The 21,619-nt window shown below is 33.7% G+C and carries 21 protein-coding genes and 2 riboswitches; of the genes, 6 read left to right on the top strand and 15 right to left on the bottom strand.

The annotated features are described in order from the left end of the window. Window positions 1-42: 42 nt before the first annotated feature. From DWZ69_RS08355 to DWZ69_RS08340, 4 genes are all read right to left on the bottom strand, one after another. Window positions 43-552, bottom strand: coding sequence for a CarD family transcriptional regulator (locus DWZ69_RS08355; RefSeq protein ID WP_118436700.1), 510 nt, complete (start codon window positions 550-552; stop codon window positions 43-45). A 336-nt stretch (window positions 553-888) separates the two neighbouring features. Beyond that, on the bottom strand, window positions 889-1,911 hold the full coding sequence (locus DWZ69_RS08350; RefSeq protein WP_118436698.1) for a DegV family protein: 1,023 nt from the start codon (window positions 1,909-1,911) through the stop codon (window positions 889-891). A 13-nt stretch (window positions 1,912-1,924) separates the two neighbouring features. Further along, complete coding sequence (metA, locus tag DWZ69_RS08345; RefSeq protein ID WP_022164662.1) at window positions 1,925-2,848, bottom strand: homoserine O-succinyltransferase; 924 nt, start codon at window positions 2,846-2,848, stop codon at window positions 1,925-1,927. A gap of 183 nt (window positions 2,849-3,031) precedes the next feature. Continuing rightward, complete coding sequence (locus DWZ69_RS08340) at window positions 3,032-3,499, bottom strand: CinA family protein (RefSeq protein ID WP_022164661.1); 468 nt, start codon at window positions 3,497-3,499, stop codon at window positions 3,032-3,034. Between the two features lie 181 nt (window positions 3,500-3,680). On the opposite strand from DWZ69_RS08340, the gene DWZ69_RS08335 reads away from it, so the two are divergent. Continuing rightward, entirely contained in the window at window positions 3,681-4,586 is a 906-nt protein-coding gene (locus DWZ69_RS08335) for a CorA family divalent cation transporter (RefSeq protein ID WP_158573372.1), read from the top strand. Between the two features lie 19 nt (window positions 4,587-4,605). Here DWZ69_RS08335 and DWZ69_RS08330 read toward each other — a convergent pair whose 3' ends face one another. From DWZ69_RS08330 to DWZ69_RS08315, 4 genes are all read right to left on the bottom strand, one after another. Continuing rightward, window positions 4,606-5,442 carry a phosphatidylserine decarboxylase gene (locus DWZ69_RS08330; protein WP_117999744.1) on the bottom strand — a complete coding sequence of 279 codons (837 nt, stop codon included), beginning with the start codon at window positions 5,440-5,442 and terminating at the stop codon, window positions 4,606-4,608. Between the two features lie 66 nt (window positions 5,443-5,508). Beyond that, complete coding sequence (locus tag DWZ69_RS08325; RefSeq protein ID WP_022164658.1) at window positions 5,509-6,225, bottom strand: CDP-alcohol phosphatidyltransferase family protein; 717 nt, start codon at window positions 6,223-6,225, stop codon at window positions 5,509-5,511. Continuing rightward, window positions 6,222-7,259, bottom strand: a complete 1,038-nt coding sequence (locus DWZ69_RS08320; RefSeq protein ID WP_117999743.1) for a lysylphosphatidylglycerol synthase transmembrane domain-containing protein — start codon at window positions 7,257-7,259, stop codon at window positions 6,222-6,224. Before DWZ69_RS08320 ends, DWZ69_RS08325 begins: the two co-directional genes overlap by 4 nt. 50 nt (window positions 7,260-7,309) lie before the next feature. After that, the gene (locus DWZ69_RS08315) at window positions 7,310-7,975 is read right to left on the bottom strand and encodes a phosphatidic acid phosphatase (protein ID WP_117999742.1); all 666 of its coding nucleotides are present in this window, start codon (window positions 7,973-7,975) and stop codon (window positions 7,310-7,312) included. Between the two features lie 182 nt (window positions 7,976-8,157). Beyond that, window positions 8,158-8,243, top strand: a riboswitch (ZMP/ZTP riboswitch). Window positions 8,244-8,287: 44 nt separating this feature from the next. Here DWZ69_RS08315 and DWZ69_RS08310 point away from each other — a divergent pair. From DWZ69_RS08310 to DWZ69_RS08300, 3 genes are all read left to right on the top strand, one after another. Next, window positions 8,288-9,001, top strand: coding sequence for an IMP cyclohydrolase (locus DWZ69_RS08310; protein WP_117999740.1), 714 nt, complete (start codon window positions 8,288-8,290; stop codon window positions 8,999-9,001). Window positions 9,002-9,157: 156 nt separating this feature from the next. Next, window positions 9,158-10,333, top strand: a complete 1,176-nt coding sequence (locus tag DWZ69_RS08305; RefSeq protein WP_022164654.1) for a phosphoribosylaminoimidazolecarboxamide formyltransferase — start codon at window positions 9,158-9,160, stop codon at window positions 10,331-10,333. 737 nt (window positions 10,334-11,070) lie between these two features. Continuing rightward, window positions 11,071-11,493 (top strand): CBS domain-containing protein, encoded by a 423-nt coding sequence (locus tag DWZ69_RS08300; RefSeq protein WP_117999739.1) that lies wholly within the window; start codon window positions 11,071-11,073, stop codon window positions 11,491-11,493. Window positions 11,494-11,896: 403 nt separating this feature from the next. Here DWZ69_RS08300 and DWZ69_RS08295 read toward each other — a convergent pair whose 3' ends face one another. Together DWZ69_RS08295 and DWZ69_RS08290 are read right to left on the bottom strand one after the other, a co-directional pair. Beyond that, on the bottom strand, window positions 11,897-13,327 hold the full coding sequence (locus DWZ69_RS08295) for a sodium:alanine symporter family protein (RefSeq protein WP_118436694.1): 1,431 nt from the start codon (window positions 13,325-13,327) through the stop codon (window positions 11,897-11,899). Beyond that, window positions 13,327-13,452, bottom strand: a riboswitch (glycine riboswitch). (Overlaps the previous gene by 1 nt.) A gap of 95 nt (window positions 13,453-13,547) precedes the next feature. Further along, window positions 13,548-14,330, bottom strand: a complete 783-nt coding sequence (locus DWZ69_RS08290; RefSeq protein ID WP_022165991.1) for a ZIP family metal transporter — start codon at window positions 14,328-14,330, stop codon at window positions 13,548-13,550. 280 nt (window positions 14,331-14,610) lie between these two features. Here DWZ69_RS08290 and DWZ69_RS08285 point away from each other — a divergent pair, with 280 nt between their 5' ends. Together DWZ69_RS08285 and DWZ69_RS08280 are read left to right on the top strand one after the other, a co-directional pair. After that, window positions 14,611-14,796, top strand: coding sequence for a hypothetical protein (locus DWZ69_RS08285; protein ID WP_022165992.1), 186 nt, complete (start codon window positions 14,611-14,613; stop codon window positions 14,794-14,796). Between the two features lie 85 nt (window positions 14,797-14,881). Further along, window positions 14,882-15,151, top strand: a complete 270-nt coding sequence (locus tag DWZ69_RS08280; RefSeq protein ID WP_022165993.1) for a spore coat protein — start codon at window positions 14,882-14,884, stop codon at window positions 15,149-15,151. 354 nt (window positions 15,152-15,505) lie between these two features. Here the strand turns inward: DWZ69_RS08280 and DWZ69_RS08275 are convergent, their stop codons facing one another. The 5 genes from DWZ69_RS08275 to DWZ69_RS08255 all read right to left on the bottom strand — a co-directional run bounded on the left by DWZ69_RS08275 (window position 15,506) and on the right by DWZ69_RS08255 (window position 21,530). Then, window positions 15,506-16,042, bottom strand: a complete 537-nt coding sequence (locus tag DWZ69_RS08275) for a histidine phosphatase family protein (protein WP_022165903.1) — start codon at window positions 16,040-16,042, stop codon at window positions 15,506-15,508. Next, complete coding sequence (locus DWZ69_RS08270) at window positions 16,042-17,961, bottom strand: glycoside hydrolase family 16 protein (RefSeq protein ID WP_118436692.1); 1,920 nt, start codon at window positions 17,959-17,961, stop codon at window positions 16,042-16,044. Before DWZ69_RS08270 ends, DWZ69_RS08275 begins: the two co-directional genes overlap by 1 nt. 296 nt (window positions 17,962-18,257) lie before the next feature. Next, window positions 18,258-19,457: a hypothetical protein gene (locus DWZ69_RS08265; protein WP_022165905.1), complete on the bottom strand. Its 1,200-nt coding sequence runs from the start codon at window positions 19,455-19,457 to the stop codon at window positions 18,258-18,260. Between the two features lie 12 nt (window positions 19,458-19,469). After that, entirely contained in the window at window positions 19,470-20,288 is an 819-nt protein-coding gene (locus DWZ69_RS08260) for a MoxR family ATPase (RefSeq protein WP_022165906.1), read from the bottom strand. Window positions 20,289-20,405: 117 nt separating this feature from the next. Next, window positions 20,406-21,530 carry an aldo/keto reductase gene (locus DWZ69_RS08255; RefSeq protein WP_118436690.1) on the bottom strand — a complete coding sequence of 375 codons (1,125 nt, stop codon included), beginning with the start codon at window positions 21,528-21,530 and terminating at the stop codon, window positions 20,406-20,408. Between the last annotated feature and the right edge of the window lie 89 nt (window positions 21,531-21,619).

Below are 21,619 nucleotides of genomic sequence, written 5' to 3'. Positions count from 1 at the left end.
CAAAAAATCAGTAAGGTTTTTTCCAAAAATCTAATATTTTATTTAAGCTTCCTGTTCTACAAACTGAGCTTTAATGTATTTTTCAACTTCTCTTGGTTCAATACCAAGGGCAATTGAAAATTCGTCATTTAAATTCTGCTTTGCCTCTTTTAAATATCTGTCATCCACGTATGTGATTCTTTTTCCTTTAGCAATACGCTCTTTGTTTCTTGCATACATAGTTTTGATAATGCAGATAAGCTGTTTGCAGTCACATGAAACTAACGCTTCTTTATACTTTGCCTCACGCTGTCTGTCGTTTTCAATCCGCATTGGCTCAATGTCTTTTATTTCTGAAACTAAGTCTTTAGCCTGGTCTTTTGTTACAACTGAACGCATAACTACTTTGTCACTGTCCACAGGGTAGAAAATTTTGCTATCCTCGGATTTCATTGGAACTAAAGCATAATATAACTGGTCTTTATCAACTCCTGACATATCCAGATGTGTTATGTCAACCACTTTACATACACCATTTCTTCCATGCACAATATAGTCTCCAACTTTAAACAATTCTAACACCTCTATTCTTTTTTTACTATTAGTGCAATACAAAACTTCACGTTTTTACGAAAATATTCAGTCATTGAATTTAACATCGTTTTAAGTGACTTGAAATTCTACAACAATGCATAAAATAATTTCCTACTATACTAAGATATTATCTCAATATATGTTGTTTTGTAATACTATTTATGTATAAATATATAGGTACAAATTTAAGCTGTACCTAAACCGATTTTCCCACAATATAATTCTACTACTTTTAAAAATAAATTGTTATAGGCAGAATAAACAAGATTTTTAGTTGTGTAATTGTCTAAATCAGTCAACTTTTATTGATATATTTTATTCTCCAGAGAACATTTCCTGGTCATCATCATCTTCTTCTGACTCATTCCTATCCAACTTTTCTGCTTCAACCATATGTCTTATATACGCTGATTCAGCAGCCTTTTCGTCCTCATCTATAATTCCATTATGGTTGTAGTCAAAGTCTTTATCGTATGGTCCGTAAGAATCCCCACCTGCAATGTACAACACTCCAAGTGTTCCCGGTCCACAATGACTTGATATTACGCTTCCCGCTCTTGTTTCAACAATCTTCTTAAATCTGTTAAGACTTTGAAGATATTCTCTTACAGCCTCCACGATTTCTGCGTCACAACCTGAATGCGTAATAAAAACCCTGTCTTTTTTAGCATGTCTTAGTTCCTGCTCCTGGTCTTTTACATAGTCGAGAATTACCTTCTTTATTGGACCACGATATTTCTTATCAGCATCCATCTTACCATTTTTAACAACAATACAAGGTTTTACCTTAAGAATACTGCCGAATAATTTTGATGTTGCTGAACATCTTCCACCTCTATGAAGATAAGTTAATGTGTCCACAACAAAGCTTGCTCTTACATAAGGCTTAAGAGTTTCAATTGTTTCAACTATCTCTTCCGGCTGATATTTCTTTCTTGCCAAAATAGCTGCCTCAACTACTAAATGTCCAATACCTGTTGAAAGGCTTTCTGAGTTAATAACAAAAACGTGTTCTTCGTAATAAAGCTCTTTTGCTGCAAGTCGCATTACATTTGCTGTTGTTGACATGTCTTCTGAAATAGCAAACATAATTACATCGTCGCCTGCTTCTTTGTATGGTTTTATCGCATTAACCGCATCTTCAATTGATGGTGCCGCTGTTTTTGGTGTTGTTTTATTTTCATCGCTCCATTTATAAATATCATCCGGTGTAATATCCACACCATCCTTATATTCATTGTCACCCATGTGAACATACAGCGGTAAAACATCAATATTGTATCTTTCTAATATTTCCTTTGTTAAATCACTTGTACTGTCTGTAATAATTTTTACCATAGTTCCTCCGTTGTTATTCGTTCTCTACCTCATTAATATTGTAAGGTGTTGTCTGGTATACATAATAGTTAATCCAGTTTGTCCACAAAAGCTGACCTGCCGCACGCCAGTTAACAATTGGCTCTTTTGTTGGATCATCGTCTGGGAAATAATTTACCGGAATAATCGGGTCCATACCTTTTGCTAAATCTCTTTCGTATTCCAACTTCAATGTATCTGCATCATATTCTGAATGATATAAAACAAAGAACTGTCTGCTGTCTACTGATTTTACAACACCAACTCCTGCTTCATCTGACTCTGCCATTAATTCAAGGTCCGGACATTCAAGAATCTGTTCTCTTGTAATTTCTGTTGCTCTTGAGTGTGGTGCATAATACACATCATCAAAACCTCTAAACAATGGTGACTTTTTATTTAAAATATGATGTTTGTAAATACCTGATAATTTAGGCACTCTGTCTCTTTTCTGTATTCCATAATGATAATATAAGCCTGCAAAAGCTCCCCAGCATAAATGGAACGTACAGTGAACGTGTTTCTTTGACCACTCCATTATTGTACAAAGTTCATCCCAATACTCCACATCTTCGTAAGCTACAAAGTCAAGTGGGGCGCCTGTAATAATTAAGCCATCAAAATGATGGTCTTTTACTTCATCAAATGTTTTGTAAAATTCATCCATATGACTTGGATCAGTATGAGTTGAACGGTATGTTGCTGTCTGCAAAAATTCCACTTCTATTTGGAGTGGTGTATTTGATAATTTTCTTAAAATCTGTGTTTCTGTTACTATCTTTGTAGGCATTAAATTCAATACCAACACCTTTAGCGGACGAATGTTCTGAGTCATTGCTCTGTTCTCCGTCATAACAAATATATTTTCATTTTCTAAAATATCCCTAGCAGGTAAATTTGATTTTACTTTTATTGGCATGTTTATATCCTCTTTCCTACATTTAGTTTAATAATATGAAATAATACGTGCAAATTTCGTAATTCTACATTATGTATTGTGCAATTATATTTCATAATTTTCTCTTAATCAATCGTAAATTTCATTTTAACATAATAGTGAGATTTGTTCAAATTTTTGTATTATACATATTTATACATATTTTTACAACATGCTTATTAGCATATCTAAAACATGCTCCACGCTTTTCTCCCTGACCACGTTTCTTCCGAGATTGCCAAAGTGTACTGTCTCCGTTTTTGTTTCACCATTAATTGTATAGCCAAAACATACAGTACCAACAGGCTTTTCCACAGTGCCACCTGTAGGACCGGCAATTCCTGTAATACCCACTCCTACATTTGCCTGATTAGCTTTTGCTACGCCCTCAGCCATTTCCTTTGCTGTCTGTTCGCTTACTGCACCTAATGTATCAAGTGTCTCCTTTGAAACATTTACATATTTCATTTTTGCCGCATTTGCATAAGTGACAAAACTTGCGTTTAAAACCTTTGACGCATCTGCCACATCAACGATAGTCGCTGCCATCTTTCCTCCGGTGCAGCTTTCTGCAAAAGATATTGTATATTTCTTCTCAATTAATTTTTTTACAAGTATTTCCTGTTTGTTCATTATAAAAACTTCCTTTCTCCCAAAGTCTTTAATCCACTTTTGTTCAAACACAAGTGATTACGAACTTTTTTTGATTTTGAGTTTTGATTCTGGGAATTGTTTCGCAATTCGCACTCCCACAATGATTATACCTTATTTTTCTATGTTTAAAACATTATTTTTCGGACAATATACTAATACTATGTTTTATAAATTTAATGATTTTAAAAATAAGTTAGATATACAGCCTGAACATAACTTCGTAGGGATTATACCACTATCTTCTGTTAATAATTACCACATTATTAATAAGTATGTACCAAAAATACCTAATTTATTTATGGATTTCCATTTCTCTAAATTAGAGAACTCTAAAAATTTTATCTATGGGTACATTAATATACCGGATATTCTTGTTACGACCCGTTCTATTATTTCTTTTATTTTGACTCGGGACTATATTGTGTTTATTGACAGAGACGAGTATGTTGCCCAGGCTTTTCAAAAAATGTCTGAATCCAGCAAGAACCAAGATGCTTTTCGGGATAGCGGGTGTGTTTTGTATTTTCTTCTTGATTATATTATGGCTAAGGATTTAGAGAAGATTAACAGCCTTCAACAAAATCTTGTACAGTTGGAGTTGGAAGTTTTAAATGAAAAAAATTTAGATATTATAAAAGAAATTACAAATTATCGGAGCCGCACCATGAAGCTTCACCATTACTATGTACAACTTGAGGGAATTCTTCAGGATTTGGAAGATGATATTTCTGATTTAATTAGTAATGAAGCAAAAGAATATTTCAATATTCTTATAAGAAAAACTACAATGTTTGGTCACGAATCGGAACAGATATGGGAATACACGTCACAAATAAGAGATATTTATCAGCAACAGTTGGACGTGCATCAAAATGCGGTTATGAAATTTCTCACTGTTGTAACCACGCTATTTATGCCTTTAACTTTAATTGTTGGCTGGTATGGTATGAACTTTGAACATATGCCTGAGCTTGAATTCAAATACAGCTATCCTATAGTTTTTGGTTTTAGTCTTCTTCTTGTTATTATTATGTGTGTAATTTTCAAAAAGAAAAAATGGTGGTAATATGCCACCATTTTCTAAATTACTCTTTATATTTTGTGCCTATTTTTCTGCCATATAGAACTCTTGTCTCAATATCTTTTGAAGTGTTATAGAAATATGTTTCAGGAAGTTTTACTTTGTCCTTTTCAACTAAAACAACAATAGTTGAACCGCCATATAAAAACATACCCTTTTCTTCCCCACGTTTTATCAAACCTGATTTTTGGTGGTTTTTGATTTTTCCAATCATCATTGCACCCACTTCTATTTGAGCAACTGTTCCAAAATTCTCAGTTTCAATAATTGAATATTCTCTGCTATTTTGTGCAAACACCGGATATTTATTTACGGCAATAGGTCGCACTGTATGAAGTATTCCCTTAACCGGCTTATTTTCCACAATCTCGCCATTGTCAACATAGCCGTATCTGTGATAGTCATCCACACAAAGTCTGAACACCATACAAATTCCACCATTATAGTCAGGCGCCTTCTTACTGTCCGGTATTAAATCTGCCACTTTGTAATGACTTCTCTTAATATTAAAAGTTGACTTTTCATCAATCCTATAAACTGACAATCTGCTGTCGCAAGGCGAAATAAAAGCATCGCTACTGTATTCCACCGGTCGCTTCTCCGGCAAAATCTTTCTTGTAAAACATTCATTAAAAGAATGGTATTTTGCCTTTTCATAATCCGCCATGTTTATACCGTTGTTTTTGATGAAATTTTTAATATGAATTTTAGATATTGGAGAATCCATATAAGCCCCACCAATTTTTGAAATGATGGGGCTTGTAAGTATTTTCAGCACCACACGACCTGGCACTGTATTATATAAAAATTTTAAAATTCCTGATTCGTTATTATTTTCCATGTTACTCTCTATTATTAATAAACTAATCTATTTGTTCTATGCTTACCACATTAACTCATTTATAAATTATCTTGCAAAATGTTTTACAACTATCATAGCTATAAATTCTAATGCACCTAAAAATACCATAAAATACAACATTGCAGTACCCGGTTTCTTAAGCTTGAATTTCAAAACAAATAAAACCGCTACAATTATAAGAACTATGTAGTATGCAAAAGAAATATTAACACTGTTAATATATAAAATATGTCTTAGTAAAAGAAATGCTGGGAAAATAAGTGCTGTAGATGTAACAGGTAAACCATAATAATACTTGTTATCTCCTACGCAATCTCCCTGTGTTTCTTCAACAGTAATGTTAAAATACGCAAGTCTGATTAACGCTGCTAATACAAAAAATGCACTTACAATAACGATAACTGCTTCAGGTATTGTGCATAAAACACTAGGTTGCTTAACCATTGTTGCACCAGCCACTCTGCCTGCGTCAAACATATCTCTTTTCCAAAGTCCCATACCTATACAAACCGGTAAAACACCAAATGCTACCAAATCTGACAATGAGTCAATCTGAACACCAAAATCTTTTTCTTTTTTTGTTCTATTTTTCTTTGATCTTGCCACTCTACCATCAAAAGTATCAAACAATCCACATAAAAGCAGAAACAATACTCCAAAATATGGGTGACCATGTCCTGAAAGTGATACTAAGATTCCCATTACTGCAGAAAGTAGTGAACCGTATGTAAGTATCACAGTATAATCCCAAATTCCTATCATTTTATCTTGTGTTTCATTCCTTTCATTCCTCTTAACAAATATGCAACTAAAGTAATCAATCCACAAATTAGTATACAACAGTAGAAAGAAATTCCTCTACTTAAAAGTTCAATGCTAATACTGTCTTTAACCAAATGTCCAAATCCGTCAATGAACAAATAATCTGCTGCTCCAACTGCTCCCGGTATTGGCACGCTGTTAGAACCGATTACAACAAATCCCTGAGCTGCAAAAGCATCTACCACCTTTGTTCCACCAATTCCAATAAACACACAAATAGAAACACCAATCAGTGACAATCTTTGTAATAAGTTGTAAATAAATGCCACGAAAATGTGTTTCTTATGACTGCTTATTGCCTGAGCACACTCTTTATATTGCTTTTCAACATGCTTTAATTTTTCCTGTCTTTCCTTAATGTTTTTAACTAAATGTAGTTTTTTAAACAATCTTAAGAAAAAGTCAGCGCACTTTGTAATGATTTTTTCCTTATAAACTAACAACAAAAAAGTTGTTAATAAAACAAATTGTACTAACGCTCCAATAAATATCATAATTTTTGAAACGATACTAAAATGCACAACCATAGTTGGTCTTAAAATGAAGCAAAGTACTCCTATAACAATAATTGAAACCGTATATAATGTCAAGTTTACTAGCAATATGATAGTAGTTACAGCCCCTGGAACCTTGTCCTTCATCATAAAATATGCTGATGCCGGCTGTCCACCTGTTGCTGATGGAGTAATTGCTGAGAAATAAATGTCAGATGATGAATATACAAGACATTTTCTAAAAGGTCTTTTGTAACCAAATGTTCCACACAAAACCTTAAGTGCCATACCTTCGAATACAAAAAATCCGCACATACACACAAAAGCCCCAAAAATCCAGCCTGGGGAAGCTGATTTGATATAGGAAATAAATCCATCTATTGTAAAAGATTCATTTGTTCCAACAATTGCGTATATTGTTAATCCAATCAGTGCTAACAATACTAATGACCATAGCACTTTACTTTTCATATCTTTCATAAACACCTTTTCTATTAATAGTAAGCCTGCAAAGGCTTGTTTACAGTTACCTAATTAGTTTTTTTGAAAAGCCTATCTTCTATTATAAAATAAATCTTTGATAAATTAAACCTTCTTGATAAAAACAATCCAAGTTCCACTACCACAATGGCTGCCACAACATCTAAAACTACATGCTGTTTAACCATAAGTGTTGAAGCAAACACAAGAATTGCTGCTACAAACGTAAATATTTTGTAGCCCTTTCCAACCTTTTTGCACTTCATTGCTCCTCGAAAACAAATCCAGTTTTCAAGACAATGTACTGATGGCAATAAATTATCAGGACTGTCCATACTATATATTAATCGTGATAACCACTGAAAAAATCCTGTTCCTGTTACCTCCGGTCTTATAATTGTTGTAGGTATTGCAATGAAAGCAACTAAACAACATAACTTTGCAATCTGCTCTGCCGTCAAAACTTCATAACAGACCTCTCTGCTCTCTCTTCCTATTACAATAAATCCCACAATCCAAACCACGTATGCCAACACATAAACTGACATCATAAACGGTGTAAACGGAATCATATAATCTATTGGTAAACTTAAATCATAATGATACAAGCCCGTTGTAAACAATCTGGTACCAAAATATGTAAACGCATTTAATCCTAAACATATTATTAAAGGTAAAAACGCATATTTTGGCAAAATCTTATATATTCTTTGCAAAATCCAAACCTCTTTCCTTTTAGTTTATACTTCTAAGTTTTTGCCCTTATGGTAAAGTAACACACTTTATCTATAACCGCAAGAAACTTAAGAATTTGTTTACAATTTATTAACTTTTCAAAGTGGCAAATTTCTAGTTGAAATTCCCCTAAAAATATTGTATTCTTTACTTGTAAATTGAAAATCGTCCATGCGACTGGCGGATAAGTGGAGTTCACCACAGGGAGCATGGTTTTAAGAATGTAAGTCGACCGCCTGGGCAACCTCTCTGGTTACCCAGGTGGTTTTGTTATTTTAAGGAGGATTTATTAAATGGAAATGTTATCTCTTGAAAATGAATTAAAAGAAAATTCATATCCGGGACGTGGAATTGTTATTGGAAAGTCTCCAAATGGAAAGTTTGCAGTAACAGCTTATTTTATTATGGGTCGTAGCGAAAACAGCCGTAATCGTGTTTTCGCAACTGAAGGTGAAGGAATTAGAACACAGGCTTTTGATCCTTCAAAGTTAGTTGATCCAAGTCTTATTATTTACGCACCTGTTCGTGTTCTTGGAAATAAGACAATTGTAACAAATGGAGATCAGACAGATACTATTTATGAATTAATGGACAAGCAGCAGACTTTTGAACAGTCACTTAGAACTCGTGAATTTGAGCCTGATGGTCCTAACTACACACCTCGTATTTCAGGAATTATGCATGTTGAAGACGGAAAGTATAACTATGCAATGTCTATTTTAAAGAGCAACAACGGTAATCCTAATGCTTGCAACAGATACACTTTTGCTTATGAAAATCCTGTTAATGGAGAAGGACATTTCATTCACACTTACAAATGTGATGGTAATCCTCTTCCTTCATTTGAAGGTGAACCAAAGTTAGTTCCTATGATGGACAATATGGACGAATTCACTAACATGCTTTGGAACAGCTTAAATGAAGACAACAAAGTTTCTCTTTTTGTAAGATACATTAATATAGAAGACGGAACTTATGAAACAAAAATTATTAACAAAAATAAATAATCAATTATGCTTATTATCATAAAATTATAATTTATTAATATTTTGTTCAGGCTCTTTTTGAACAAATGCTGTTAATGATTATAATTATTAGTAGCCATTAAAATTGTAACTAAAGAATTTAATAATTATAACTAAAGAATTTAATTAGGAGTGCTTATGAAAGAATTAGAATTAAAATATGGATGTAACCCAAACCAGAAACCTTCACGTATTTATATGGAAGAAGGTGAATTACCAATCAAGGTTTTAAATGGAAAACCTGGATACATTAACTTCCTTGATGCTTTTAACGGCTGGCAGTTAGTTAAGGAATTAAAGAAAGCTACAGGTCTTCCTGCTGCTACTTCTTTTAAACATGTTTCACCAGCCGGTGCTGCTGTTGGACTTCCTTTAAGCGAAGTTGAAGCTAAAATTTACTGGGTTGATGACCTTGGAGAATTATCACCACTTGCATCAGCTTATGCAAGAGCCAGAGGTGCTGACAGAATGTCATCTTATGGTGATTTCATTGCTTTATCAGATGTTTGCGATGTTTCTACAGCACAGGTTATTAAGAGAGAATTCTCAGACGGAATTATTGCACCAGGCTATGAACCTGAAGCTCTTGAATTATTAAAGGGTAAAAAACGTGGTGCTTATGCTATTATCGAAATTGATCCTGACTATGTACCTAAGAAGCTTGAAAGAAAAGAAGTTTTCGGTATTACTTTTGAACAGGGACGTAACGAATTAAACATTGATGATGATTTCTTTAGCAATGTTGTTACAGAAAATAAAGAACTTACAGAACAGGCAAAGATTGACATGGCTATTTCAATGATTACATTAAAATATACTCAGTCAAACTCAGTATGTTTTGTTAAAAACGGACAGGCTATCGGTGTTGGTGCCGGACAGCAGTCACGTATCCATTGTGTAAGACTTGCTGGACAGAAGGCTGACAACTGGTTGCTTCGTCAGTGTCCAAAGGTTCTTAATCTTCCATTTAAAGAAGATATGAAGAGAGCTGATAGAGACAATGCTATTGACCTTTACATTGGTGATGAATATATGGATATTTTAGCTGATGGCGAATGGGAAAGAGTATTTACAGAAAAGCCTGAAGTATTTACTAAGGAAGAAAAGCAGGCTTGGCTTGCACAGGCTGAAGGAATCACATTAGGTTCTGATGCATTCTTCCCATTTAGCGATAACATTGAAAGAGCTGCAAAGAGTGGTGTTAAATATGTTGCTCAGCCAGGCGGTTCTATTAGAGACCAGGATGTTATTGATGCATGTAACAAACATGATATGGTAATGAGCTTCACAGGACTTAGATTATTCCACCACTAAATCACTAAGATTTGATTAATTTATAGCTATTTATAAAATTCCACCCCTTTAAGATTTTATCAGTCTCAAGGGGTGGAAAATTTTGTTTTTGCGTTTTTCTGTTTTTATTTGGTCTGAATTTTTCCACCCCTTTTAGTTTTTATCATGCTCAAGGGGTGGAAATTTTTGTTTTTGCTTTTTTCTGTTTTTACTTTGTTTGAATTTTTCCACCCCTTTTAGTTTTTATCATGCTTAAAGGGTGGAAAATTTTGTTTTGCCATTTTCTGTTTTTATTTGGTCTGAATTTTTCCACCCCTTTAAGATTTTATCATGCTCAAGGGGTGGAAATTTTTGTTTTTGCGTTTTTCTGTTTTTATTTGGTTTGATTTTTTCCACCCCTTTTAAATTTTATCATGCACAAGGGGTGGAAAATTTTGTTTTTGCGTTTTTCTGTTTTTACTTTGTTTGATTTTTTCCACCCCTTTTAGTTTTATCATGCTCAAGGGGTGGAAAATTTTGTTTTTGCGTTTTTCTGTTTTTACTTTGTTTGAATTTTTCCACCCCTTTTAGTTTTATCAGCCTCAAGGGGTGGAAATTTTTGCTTACTTATTTTTCAAACTTTTCTTTTGTCTAAATTCGTTAATATTTTCCATTTATTTCTTAATTCTTTGTTAACTTTTTGTGTATTGTATGGATTTACCATTGTTTTTTTGGTATGATGTTGTTCGGTATGAAAAAGAACTACGGAGGGATTTTATATGAATATTTTATTTTTTTTAACACCAAAAGAAAAAGTTGCACATACAGATACTGATGATACATTACGTCAGGCTTTAGAAAAAATGGAACATCATGGCTACTCAGCCATTCCACTTTTAGATTTAGATGGTAAATATGTTGGTACTATCACAGAAGGTGATATGCTTTGGTATATTAAAGATAATGATTTTCCAAGTTTAAAAGATATGGAAGATATTTCGATTTTGGATGTGAAACGTAAAAGAGATAATGAAGCTGTTAATATTTCAGTTTCCATGGATGAGCTTGTAAACAAGATTACTAACCAGAACTTTGTACCGGTAGTAGACGACCACAATGTATTTATAGGCATTATTACCCGTAAAGACGTTATTCTTTACCTTGCCAACAAGGAAATGATTGAAAACAAAATCGTCAGCTAATAATTCGAAAAGATAATAATTTGAAAATGCTGATTTAACCTGATGCTTCAATATGATAATAGCTAAACAGCTATTACATAATTTAATTTATGGATATTAATAAGTAAAAAGTTGAACAGCTTATATAATTCAGTTTATGAGTACGAATAAACAAAGAGCTAAAATTTGTTTGAATATGATACGCAACCTATGCAAATCTATGCAGGGGCAATATCAAATTATCAAACATTTTTAGCTCTTTTTTTAACAACTTAACAATTTATTTTAATTAATTTATTTTTTATTTATCTTATTTTTTTCTATTTGTTTGTATTTATTATTTTTCTCTTGTATCTTTTTAGTGTCTTTCTTTTTTAAAAAACTCTCAGATCACGTTAATATTTTTATAAATTATAAATGATTATTATAATTCTTTATGCTTTTTGAAATACTCTTTTGTTTCTTTTGCCACAACACCACTTAATACAAACAATGCGATTATGTTAGGAATTGCCATTAAACCATTAAAGATATCGGCAATTGTCCAAACTGCTTTGACAGTCATGTATGGTCCAATGAATACTGCAAGTATGTATAACCATCTGTATACTTTTACTGCTTTTTGATTTCTATTTGTTAAATATTCTAAGCATCTTTCACCATAGTAATTCCAACCAAGGATTGTTGTAAAAGCAAAGAATACTAAACATACCATCAATACAAATGCTGAAACTTCTGCAGGTAAGAAGCTTAAGCCCTTCTGGAATGCATCAGTTGTAACCTGTACACCTTCGATTCCTTTTACCTGATATGAGCCCATCATTACAATTGATAAACCTGTTAAAGTACATACAATAATTGTATCAATGAATGTACCTGTCATTGTTACTAATCCCTGACGTACAGGTTCGTTTGTTTTTGCTGCAGCTGCTGCGATTGGTGCTGAACCAAGTCCTGCTTCATTTGAGAAAATACCTCTTGCAATACCTTTCTGCATTGCAATACCAATTGCTGCAAGCACACCACCTGCTGCTGCTTTTGCACCAAATGCATATTCAACGATTGTTGCTAATGCACCAGGTAATTTTTCTATATTTGCAATAATTAACACAAGTACAGTCACAATATATAAAACAGCCATAAATGGAACTACTACCTGTGATACTTTAGAAATTCTCTGAATACCACCAATTACTACCAAACCTACTACAAAAGCTAAAACTAAAGCTGTAATAACTGTTACGATTGAATAATCATTTCCAATTATATTAACTGCATGTTCTTTGTTTGGATCAAAGAATGATAATGTTGCTGATGCAATTCCGTTTACCTGTGTAAATGTTCCGATACCAAATAAACCTACGCAAGCTCCAAAAAATGCAAAGATTTTTGCTAGCCATTTCCATTTGTGTCCCATACCACTTTCAATGTAGTAGAAAGGTCCACCAAGAACATGTCCTTCCTTATCAATTGTTCTGTATCTTACTGCCAAAAATCCTTCTGCGTACTTTGTTGCCATTCCAAAAAATGCCGCAACCCACATCCAGAATAATGCACCGGGACCACCAACTGCTGTTCCAAGTGCTGTACAACCAATGGCTGTAGCTACACCAACAATGTTACCTGTTCCTATAGTCGCTGATAAAGCTGTACAAAGTGCTCCAAAACTACTTACTTCCCCTTCACCTTCCTCTTCATTTAAAAACATAAACCTAAGTGCCTTTGGCAAATGCACTATCTGTAAAAGTCTTAAACGAAAAGTAAGGTAGATGCCTGCTGCGAGAATTAACACTATAAGTGGAACTCCCCAAACCAAATCATCTACCTTAGTTAAAAAGTCTCCTATTGCGTTCATAACGTCCTCCTGTCCTTTTGCCTGAGAGATTAACAGAATTCATAAAAGATTTAAATTCTGCCGTACACCTTCGGCGTCTGAGTCAACAAAAATCTTTGTCATCAGACCTCTCCAGTTGTTGTCTATATTCCTTTTTGACAACGCACTTTCTATTGTAAGACTATAGAGGAATTAATGCAATAACATTTTTTACATTTTTTTCATATTTTCGACACAAACGCTAACCTAATGCTACATCTAATGTCATCATTACCGTAAATCCTAATGCGAAAAATATTGTTCCCCAGTTAGAATGTTTTCCTTCCGCCATTTCCGGAACAAGCTCTTCCACAACAACATACATCATTGCTCCTGCTGCAAAACTTAACAGATAAGGAAGTGCCGGAATTATAAAGCTTGCCGCCAATATTGTAATTACTGCCGCTATTGGCTCCACTGCCCCGGATAAAACTCCATACAAAAAAGCCTTTCCTTTTCCATTACCTTCTGCTTTCAAGGGCATTGACACAATGGCACCTTCCGGAAAGTTTTGAATTGCAATTCCAATGGAAAGTGCTAAAGCACCCATTTCAGTAATGCCACTTTTCCCTGAAAGCACACCTGCAAAAACAACACCGACTGCCATTCCCTCAGGTATGTTGTGAAGAGTTACCGCTAACACTAACATGGTTGTTCGCTTAATCTTCACTTTGGGGCCTTCTGTTTCATTACTGCTTACGTGTAAATGGGGAATTGTTTCATCTAATAGCAATAGAAACAGGATTCCTAACCAAAAACCTATAAAAGCCGGTAAAAAAGCGAATTTCCCCATATTTTCCGACTGTTCAATTGATGGAATAATAAGACTCCATATTGACGCTGCCACCATTACGCCAGCTGCAAAACCTGTTAATATTTTTTGAATTTTTATATTCAAATCTTTTTTCATAAACAATACACACGCTGCTCCTAAAGACGTTCCTAAAAAGGGTATTAATATACCCTGAATGATTTTTAAATCCATATTTTTCTCCTCATATAAGTTATTGATTTCATACACTAAAATACACTTATACTAACCTGTATTAATTTCTACTTACATAAATTACATTAATTTATTTTTTAATCCTTTTATCATATAAGTTTTTATAGTATATGCATTTTACTTCATTCTTCTTTATAAAACTTATATGATTTTACATTTATTAGCATACCACATTATCGAAATTTTTGTTTTGAGTTTTTTGTATGATTAATTATTTTTTTGCAATACTAATATAGAAATTTATTTTTAGGAGGTCATTATGGAATTATCAGAAAAAGAATTATCAGTAATTCAGGATTTATTAAATGAAGAAGAGCTATTAGTAAAAAAGTTTACAATGCTTGCTAATCATAGTCAGGACGAAACAGTAAAACAGCAAATGCTTGATATTGCCCAGAAGCATCAGGGACATTTTAATGGAATTTATTCTTATTTGAATAACTAATCAGGATTTGTTTGATACTCAAGCAGAATTTATTTTGATGGCTAATCAAAACTTATTTCAGTAGCTAAATAGTCAGGAGGTTTTTATGGAAGAAATTTATACAGAAAAAGAAATTTTAGGGGATGCCCTTAACACTGAAAAGAATGCAACTGCATTATATAATCTTAGTGCAAATGAATGTGTACACGAAAATTTAAGATCCACAATGATGGATTTGTTACAGAAGGAACACGAAATCCAGACAGATGTATTTAACCAAATGCATACAATGGGCTTTTATCCTACACCTGCAGCTGAGTCAAAGAAAATTCAGGAAGCCAAAACCAAATTCCAGTGTGGATATAAAGCTGTGTAGTAGATGATAGCATTGTAATTGCAAAACTATATTGCATATAAACAGTCTAATAATTCAAAGCTACATGGCATATCAGCTGTAGCATAATTAACAAGCTATACAGTAGCTATAAACTACATGGTAATTACAAAATATATAATAAAAAGAAACCTTCTCATATATTCCCGAAAAATCATTACTGTAATTTTTCAGAATCGCTATGAGAAGGCCTCTTTTTTATTTTTAAAATCTTTTATGCCTTTATGGCTCTTTTATGCTGTTGCAATATCATCTGCTAGCATTATGGTCACTGCATTTTGTTGGGATGTCATCTGCTGGCATTGTGGCTCCTGTATTCTGTTACCATAACGTCCACTACCATTCATATTCTACAATCTGGCAGTTTTTAATTCCAAAAGCTGCGAATTCTTCATTACTCATATTATAAAAATATGACTGCACAATTCTTGAAATTCCATTATGAGCAACCAACAAATATGTTTTGTCTGTCTGTTCCTTTAGTTCATCCAAAAGACTATATATTCTTGCTGCCATTTGTAGCATTGTCTCTCCACCATCAAAATCGTAAATAAAATTTTGTTTTGCCTCTTCAAATTCTTCTCCATGTCTTGGAGTTGATTCATACTTGCCAAAATTCTGTTCTTTCAAACGCTGTTCTACACGTAGTGGCACACCTGTGATTTCTGCTATGTGTTTTGCAGTGTCAGCCGCTCTTGACAAAGGAGAACATAGAATTTCATCTATCTGTAAATTTTCTGATTTAATTTTTTCTCCAAGTTCAATTGCCTGTTTGTGTCCTAATTCTGTTAGTGGACTGTCTGTTGCTCCACAAATCTTGTTTTCAACATTCCAAACTGTCTGACCATGTCTTGTAAAATATATATGCGCCATTATTTTTTAATCTTCACTTTCTTTGGTTTTGACCATTTATTGCTGCCTACAGCTTTTACTCTAACATAAAGTTTTGATTTATTTTTCAAAACTTTCTTCTTAATTGTAAGCTTTGTCTTTTTAACTGTCTTCTTTAATATTATCTTTTTAAACTTTTTGCTCTTAGAAAACTGTACCTGATACTTTTTAGCACCTTTTACTTTCTTAAACTTTAAGCTTACTTTTTTAGAATTTTTCTTCTTTGTTGCCTTCTTTACAGTAGTTTTCCCTAACTGTTTCTTTGTAGCCTGTATGCCCTTAGCAGATGTAACCTTATTTGTTGTACCTTCATTTGATGTAACGTTATTTGTTGTACCTTCATTTGATGTAACCTTATTTCCGTTACCTGTAGTTGTTGGACGATTAACTGTTTCTGATTCAATTACTTTTCTTGTTGTTGAAAAGCTTACATTTGAAATGCGAATTGTATTCTTTGCATTAGAATCTACAGTTTCTTCATTTCCTTTTCCAAGACCGTAATATAAATACAACTCTGAAGTATAATCTTTAGGTATTGTTACATAAAGACTTAAATGGTAAGGGACACCTGCTTTTACATTAATTGTTCTGTTCTCTAATACAGGTGAGTCATGTTGTCCATCATCATTTCCTACTACTTTAACCACAAGAGTTCTATCTATGTCTGATGTAATAGTTGCATTGTATTTGTATGTATAGCCTGGATAATATTTAAGAGTTCCCAGTGATGCCTGTGCTGCCCATCTGTTAGTTCCTAATTTATCCAAAGCAACTGTTATTCCTTTGTTTGTTGCAGCAGTAATTGTACCTGTAACTCCACCGCCCCAGCTATTATCCTGTGTATCAAAATAGGTTCCAAATTTTTTGTCTGTATTAGCGACTAAGTCTGTATCTTCGTATGAAACTTTTGTAATTGTTTCAACAGGACTTGTTGCAGGCGCCTTAGTAGTTGTAGCCGGCTTTGTTGTTGTATTGGCCTTTGTTGTTGTACTAGGAGTAGTTGTATTTGTTCCATTTCCCTGCTGATATACTCTTAAATAATCAACATACATTGTTGCTGTCTTAAATGTTGCATCGTTAGCTGTAACATTGTTAGTAAATCCTGTATCCGGTCCGGCAATAGCAAGGTTAAATAAGAAAAATTGTTCTTTCTGGAAGCAATATGCATTATTACTTGTAATTGACTGACTTAAGTATGTCTTTCCGTCTAACTGCCATTCCATATGATTAGCATCCCATATTAGTGTATATGTATGCCAACCGTTAATTCCATTATTTTCATTGTCAGTGTAATATCCAAAAGCTTTTTCTGCACCATCAAAACCACTTCCATATGAGCCATGTGAATACTCACCCTTTAAACCATTTGTGTTCCAATGAAGACAACCGCCTACATAATTGTTGGAATTAGCATGTTCCATAATGTCAATTTCCCCACAATATGGCCAACCAACTCCTTCGTTCATGTTTTCGCCCATCATCCAATATGCAGGCCAAACACCATCCTGATTTCCATTTTCTACTTTTATTCTGGCTTCCATTTTTCCATATTTAAAATATTTCTTGCCCTTTGAAATAATTCTACCTGATGTATATTTCTGTCCACCATAATTTTCTTTTTTTGCAATAATCTGTAATGAACCGCCTGCTACTCTAACATTGTCAGTTCTGTTTGTATAATATTCAATTTCTCCGTTACCCCAGCCCCAGTTTCCGTTTCCAATTTCGTATGACCATACAGATGTATCAAGAGATGTGCCGTTAAACTCATCTGACCATACCAAGTTCCAATTGTTTGCAGCTTTTACACTCTTTGTTTTTGTTTCACCAATTGTAATTCCTGATACAGCTACTGCCAGTGACATTACAACAGCCCCCACTTTTTTCACTATTCTTTTCATGTTTTTGTCCTTGTATTTTTGCTACCTGATATAATGTAACAAATAACTTCCTTTCCCAATCATAATTGTTAATAAAAAAATACTTTCCGTCTTTTCTGAATTATCTGTAAAATTCATTCAACAAAACTTTTCAATAAATTCCTCATTAAACAAAAATTATATTTCTATATAAACAAAGAAAAATGTTTTTATCAAGTATTTTTATGCAATTTTTCAAAAAAAAGCAGCTGCACTTTTGTGTAGCCACCTTTTTGTACCCTATATACATTTAAGAAACAAATATAACAGGGAGTGTGTTATTTATCTGACATCAACTTTTTAATTCCTGCCTTTAAGCCATTAACTGTCAATGGATACATGTCTATGATTTCCTTAATGGCTCTTTCTGATTCCATCCAGTAATTCTTTGTTAAATCACCATGGAATGATGGATTAAGCCAAATGGTATGTGGATATTTCTTCTTAAACAACTGAATCCATTCGTGTCCTGAAAGTCCGTTATTAGGCCCGCTGTAATTTCCGTTTTTGTCGTAGTATTCTTCCGGCGCCATTCCAGCATCACCTACAACTATAACCTTGTAATCCTTGTCATAGTTATTAAAAGCATAAGTTGTGTCAATCCATTCTCCCGGAGCACACTCAGGTGTTTTGTATAACTTTGCGTAAATACAATTGTGAATGTAGAAAGTTTTTACGTCCTTAAAATGATTTGCTTTATTTACTGCCTGAAATAGCTGGTTGCACAATTCACTGTAAGGATACATTGACCCACCACTATCAAAAATTAGCATAAGTTTAACAGAATTCTTTCTAGGCTGCTGAAACTCAAGTTTCAGATAACCACCCTGATTACAGGTAGAAGAAATGGTCCCGTCAATATCTAACTCTGTCTTTGGCAAATCCATTTTTCGTGAATACTGACGTAGTTCCCTGAAAGCCACCTGAAACTGTCTCATTGTAAGTTTAGTGTCTCTTCTGAAATCTCTGTAACGTCTCTCACCCATTACGGCAAATGCTGTTTTCATTCCGGCTTCATTTCCAAGTTGGATGCCACCTGCTACATGACCGTTTTTGCCAAAAGCCGAACCACCGCCTGTACCAATCCAGTGATTTCCACCGTTATGCTCAGTGTGTTGCTCGCCTAATCTTTCACGAAACATTCTGTGAACTTCTTTTGCCTCACGCTCTGTACGTTTATCTACAAAATCTTCAGGATTAGTTAAACGAACTCTGTCACTGTCGTTATGGAGCCATTTGTTTAATTTTTCCATATTTAATTTGTCAGTTTTGATATTTTTAAAATACTCTAAAAAAGCAGAATCTAATTTATCGTAATCAGCTTCGCTTTTTACAAGCACTGTTTTACACAAGTAATAAAAGTCAGTAAAATTAGAATGTGCCAGCCCCTTATCTAAAGCTTCCATAAGAGTAAGCCATTCTGTTGTAGATATATCCAATCCATTACTTTTCAATGTGTAGAAAAATGGTGTAAACATATTTCCTCCATATTATCTGCTAACAAGTCTTACTGTTTCTAAATCTTCATCTTTTTTAATAAGCACACCTAAATATGGCAACTTGACGCTTATTGTTTCAGGATCAACGCCACCAATCATTAATGCTCTAATCCAGTCAATAAATTCCGATGTACTTGGTTTCTTTCTTAAATCCCTAATCTGTCTGATTTTATAGAAAGTATTCATTGCCTGATCTAATAGATTCTCTTCTAAATTTTCAAAGTGAGCATCTACAATCTGCTTCATTAATGCCGGTTCAGGGAATGTAATGTAATGGAATACACAACGACGTAAAAATGCATCAGGCAATTCTTTTTCCGCATTAGATGTAATAATAACAATTGGGCGAACCTTTGCCTTTACTGTTTCCTTTGTTTCGTTAATATAAAATTCCATTTTGTCCAATTCCCAAAGAAGGTCATTAGGGAATTCCAAGTCTGCCTTGTCGATTTCGTCTATTAAAAGAACAACCTGCTTATCCTTCTTAAAAGCTTCACCAAGTTTTCCAAGCTTAATATAGTGTCCAATGTCATCTACTCCTGCTTCACCAAACTGGCTGTCGTACAATCTCTGAATTGTATCATAAATATATAAGCCATCCTGCGCCTTTGTTGTTGACTTAATGTTCCAAATAAGTAACTCCATGTCAAGAGCCTTAGCAACTGCCTCCGCCAACATTGTTTTTCCTGTTCCTGGTTCTCCTTTAATAAGAAGAGGTTTCTGCAATTCTCTTGCCACCTGCACTGATGCCATTAAATCATCTGATGCTACATAAGTATCTGTTCCTGTAAATCTTGCTTCCTTTGCCATTTAAATTCCTTTCGTTTTTAGTTTTTTATTATAAAGTCGGTTCTTATATTATTTCTTAACTATAAAATTATATTAATCCCAAATTTATTATTAAGAAATTATATATTCAAACCATTATTATTTTCCAAAATATTCTGCCACTTTCTTTAAGTCTTCAATAATTGGTAAGTTCTGTGGACAAATTTTCTGACACTTACCACAGGCAATACAATCGCTTGCCTTACCAAAAATTCCTGTTAATCTGTCATAATATTCACCCTGTGGTGTCCAGCCTTTTTCTTTTACTTCCTGTTTATCTGCATTGTATAAAGAAAAATACTTTGGTATAGCAATTTTCTTTGGACAACCCTCAGTACAGTATGAACAACCTGTACATGGAATTTCTATATTTTCATTTAAAATATCTGTAGCTTTCATAACAAGGTCAACTTCTTCTTTTGTTAATGGTTTAAAATCCATCATATAATCAGTGTTATCAAGAAGCTGTTCCATATTACTCATACCACTTAAAACCATCATTACATTATCAAGACTTGCCACAAATCTAATTGCCCATGATGGCACTGACATTTCGCTATTGTATGCCTTGAAATGTTCTTCAACTGCCTCAGGCACATTAGCTAAAGTTCCACCTTTTACCGGCTCCATAACAATAACCGGCTTCCCATGTTTTGTAGCTACTTCATAGCATTTACGTGACTGAACGCCTTCACTTTCCCAGTCAAGATAATTAATCTGAAGCTGAACAAATTCCATTTCCGGATGTTCTGTTAGAACCTTGTCCAACAACTCTGCATTATCGTGGAATGAGAAACCAATATGCTTAACAAGTCCTGCTTTCTTTTTATCAACCAACCACTGAAAACATCCAAGGTCTGTGTACTTCTTGTAATGATCTAAACCAATATCGTGAAGTAAGTAGTAATCAAAAAACTCTACACCTGTCTTTTCAAGCTGCTGATTAAAAATCTCATCTGCTTCTTCTATTGTGTTAAAAAATCCACCATGCAATTTGTCAGCCAAAGTAAAGCTGTCTCTTGAATGACGTTTTACCAAAGCCTCTTTTGTAGCATTCTCACTTTTGAATCCACAATACATCCAAGCTGTATCAAAATATGTAAATCCACGTTCCAAAAATGTGTCCACCATTTTGGACATTTCTTCTATATCAACATCTGCTGCTTCATTTTGGTCTACAAGTGGTAATCTCATCAAACCAAATCCTAACTTCTTTTTAGCCATATTTCCTCCTTATTAAAATTGTAGAAATCATTCTTTAGCCATAAATATTTCTACTAATATTTTTCCTAGACATTTACTTCTATATTTTA

Source organism: Eubacterium sp. AF34-35BH (genome assembly GCF_003477765.1).
Lineage (GTDB): Bacteria > Bacillota > Clostridia > Lachnospirales > Lachnospiraceae > Eubacterium_G.
This window is presented reverse-complemented; position numbering and strand designations above follow the sequence as displayed.

Coding starts and splice junctions, on each gene's coding strand:
- DWZ69_RS08350 (WP_118436698.1), bottom strand. CDS start 1,911: ATGGTAAAAATTATTACAGACAGTACAAGTGATTTAACAAAGGAAATA.
- metA (WP_022164662.1), bottom strand. CDS start 2,848: ATGCCAATAAAAGTAAAATCAAATTTACCTGCTAGGGATATTTTAGAA.
- DWZ69_RS08340 (WP_022164661.1), bottom strand. CDS start 3,499: ATGAACAAACAGGAAATACTTGTAAAAAAATTAATTGAGAAGAAATAT.
- DWZ69_RS08335 (WP_158573372.1), top strand. CDS start 3,681: ATGTTTTATAAATTTAATGATTTTAAAAATAAGTTAGATATACAGCCT.
- DWZ69_RS08330 (WP_117999744.1), bottom strand. CDS start 5,442: ATGGAAAATAATAACGAATCAGGAATTTTAAAATTTTTATATAATACA.
- DWZ69_RS08325 (WP_022164658.1), bottom strand. CDS start 6,225: ATGATAGGAATTTGGGATTATACTGTGATACTTACATACGGTTCACTA.
- DWZ69_RS08320 (WP_117999743.1), bottom strand. CDS start 7,259: ATGAAAGATATGAAAAGTAAAGTGCTATGGTCATTAGTATTGTTAGCA.
- DWZ69_RS08310 (WP_117999740.1), top strand. CDS start 8,288: ATGGAAATGTTATCTCTTGAAAATGAATTAAAAGAAAATTCATATCCG.
- DWZ69_RS08305 (WP_022164654.1), top strand. CDS start 9,158: ATGAAAGAATTAGAATTAAAATATGGATGTAACCCAAACCAGAAACCT.
- DWZ69_RS08300 (WP_117999739.1), top strand. CDS start 11,071: ATGAATATTTTATTTTTTTTAACACCAAAAGAAAAAGTTGCACATACA.
- DWZ69_RS08295 (WP_118436694.1), bottom strand. CDS start 13,327: ATGAACGCAATAGGAGACTTTTTAACTAAGGTAGATGATTTGGTTTGG.
- DWZ69_RS08290 (WP_022165991.1), bottom strand. CDS start 14,330: ATGGATTTAAAAATCATTCAGGGTATATTAATACCCTTTTTAGGAACG.
- DWZ69_RS08285 (WP_022165992.1), top strand. CDS start 14,611: ATGGAATTATCAGAAAAAGAATTATCAGTAATTCAGGATTTATTAAAT.
- DWZ69_RS08280 (WP_022165993.1), top strand. CDS start 14,882: ATGGAAGAAATTTATACAGAAAAAGAAATTTTAGGGGATGCCCTTAAC.
- DWZ69_RS08275 (WP_022165903.1), bottom strand. CDS start 16,042: ATGGCGCATATATATTTTACAAGACATGGTCAGACAGTTTGGAATGTT.
- DWZ69_RS08270 (WP_118436692.1), bottom strand. CDS start 17,961: ATGAAAAGAATAGTGAAAAAAGTGGGGGCTGTTGTAATGTCACTGGCA.
- DWZ69_RS08265 (WP_022165905.1), bottom strand. CDS start 19,457: ATGTTTACACCATTTTTCTACACATTGAAAAGTAATGGATTGGATATA.
- DWZ69_RS08260 (WP_022165906.1), bottom strand. CDS start 20,288: ATGGCAAAGGAAGCAAGATTTACAGGAACAGATACTTATGTAGCATCA.
- DWZ69_RS08255 (WP_118436690.1), bottom strand. CDS start 21,530: ATGGCTAAAAAGAAGTTAGGATTTGGTTTGATGAGATTACCACTTGTA.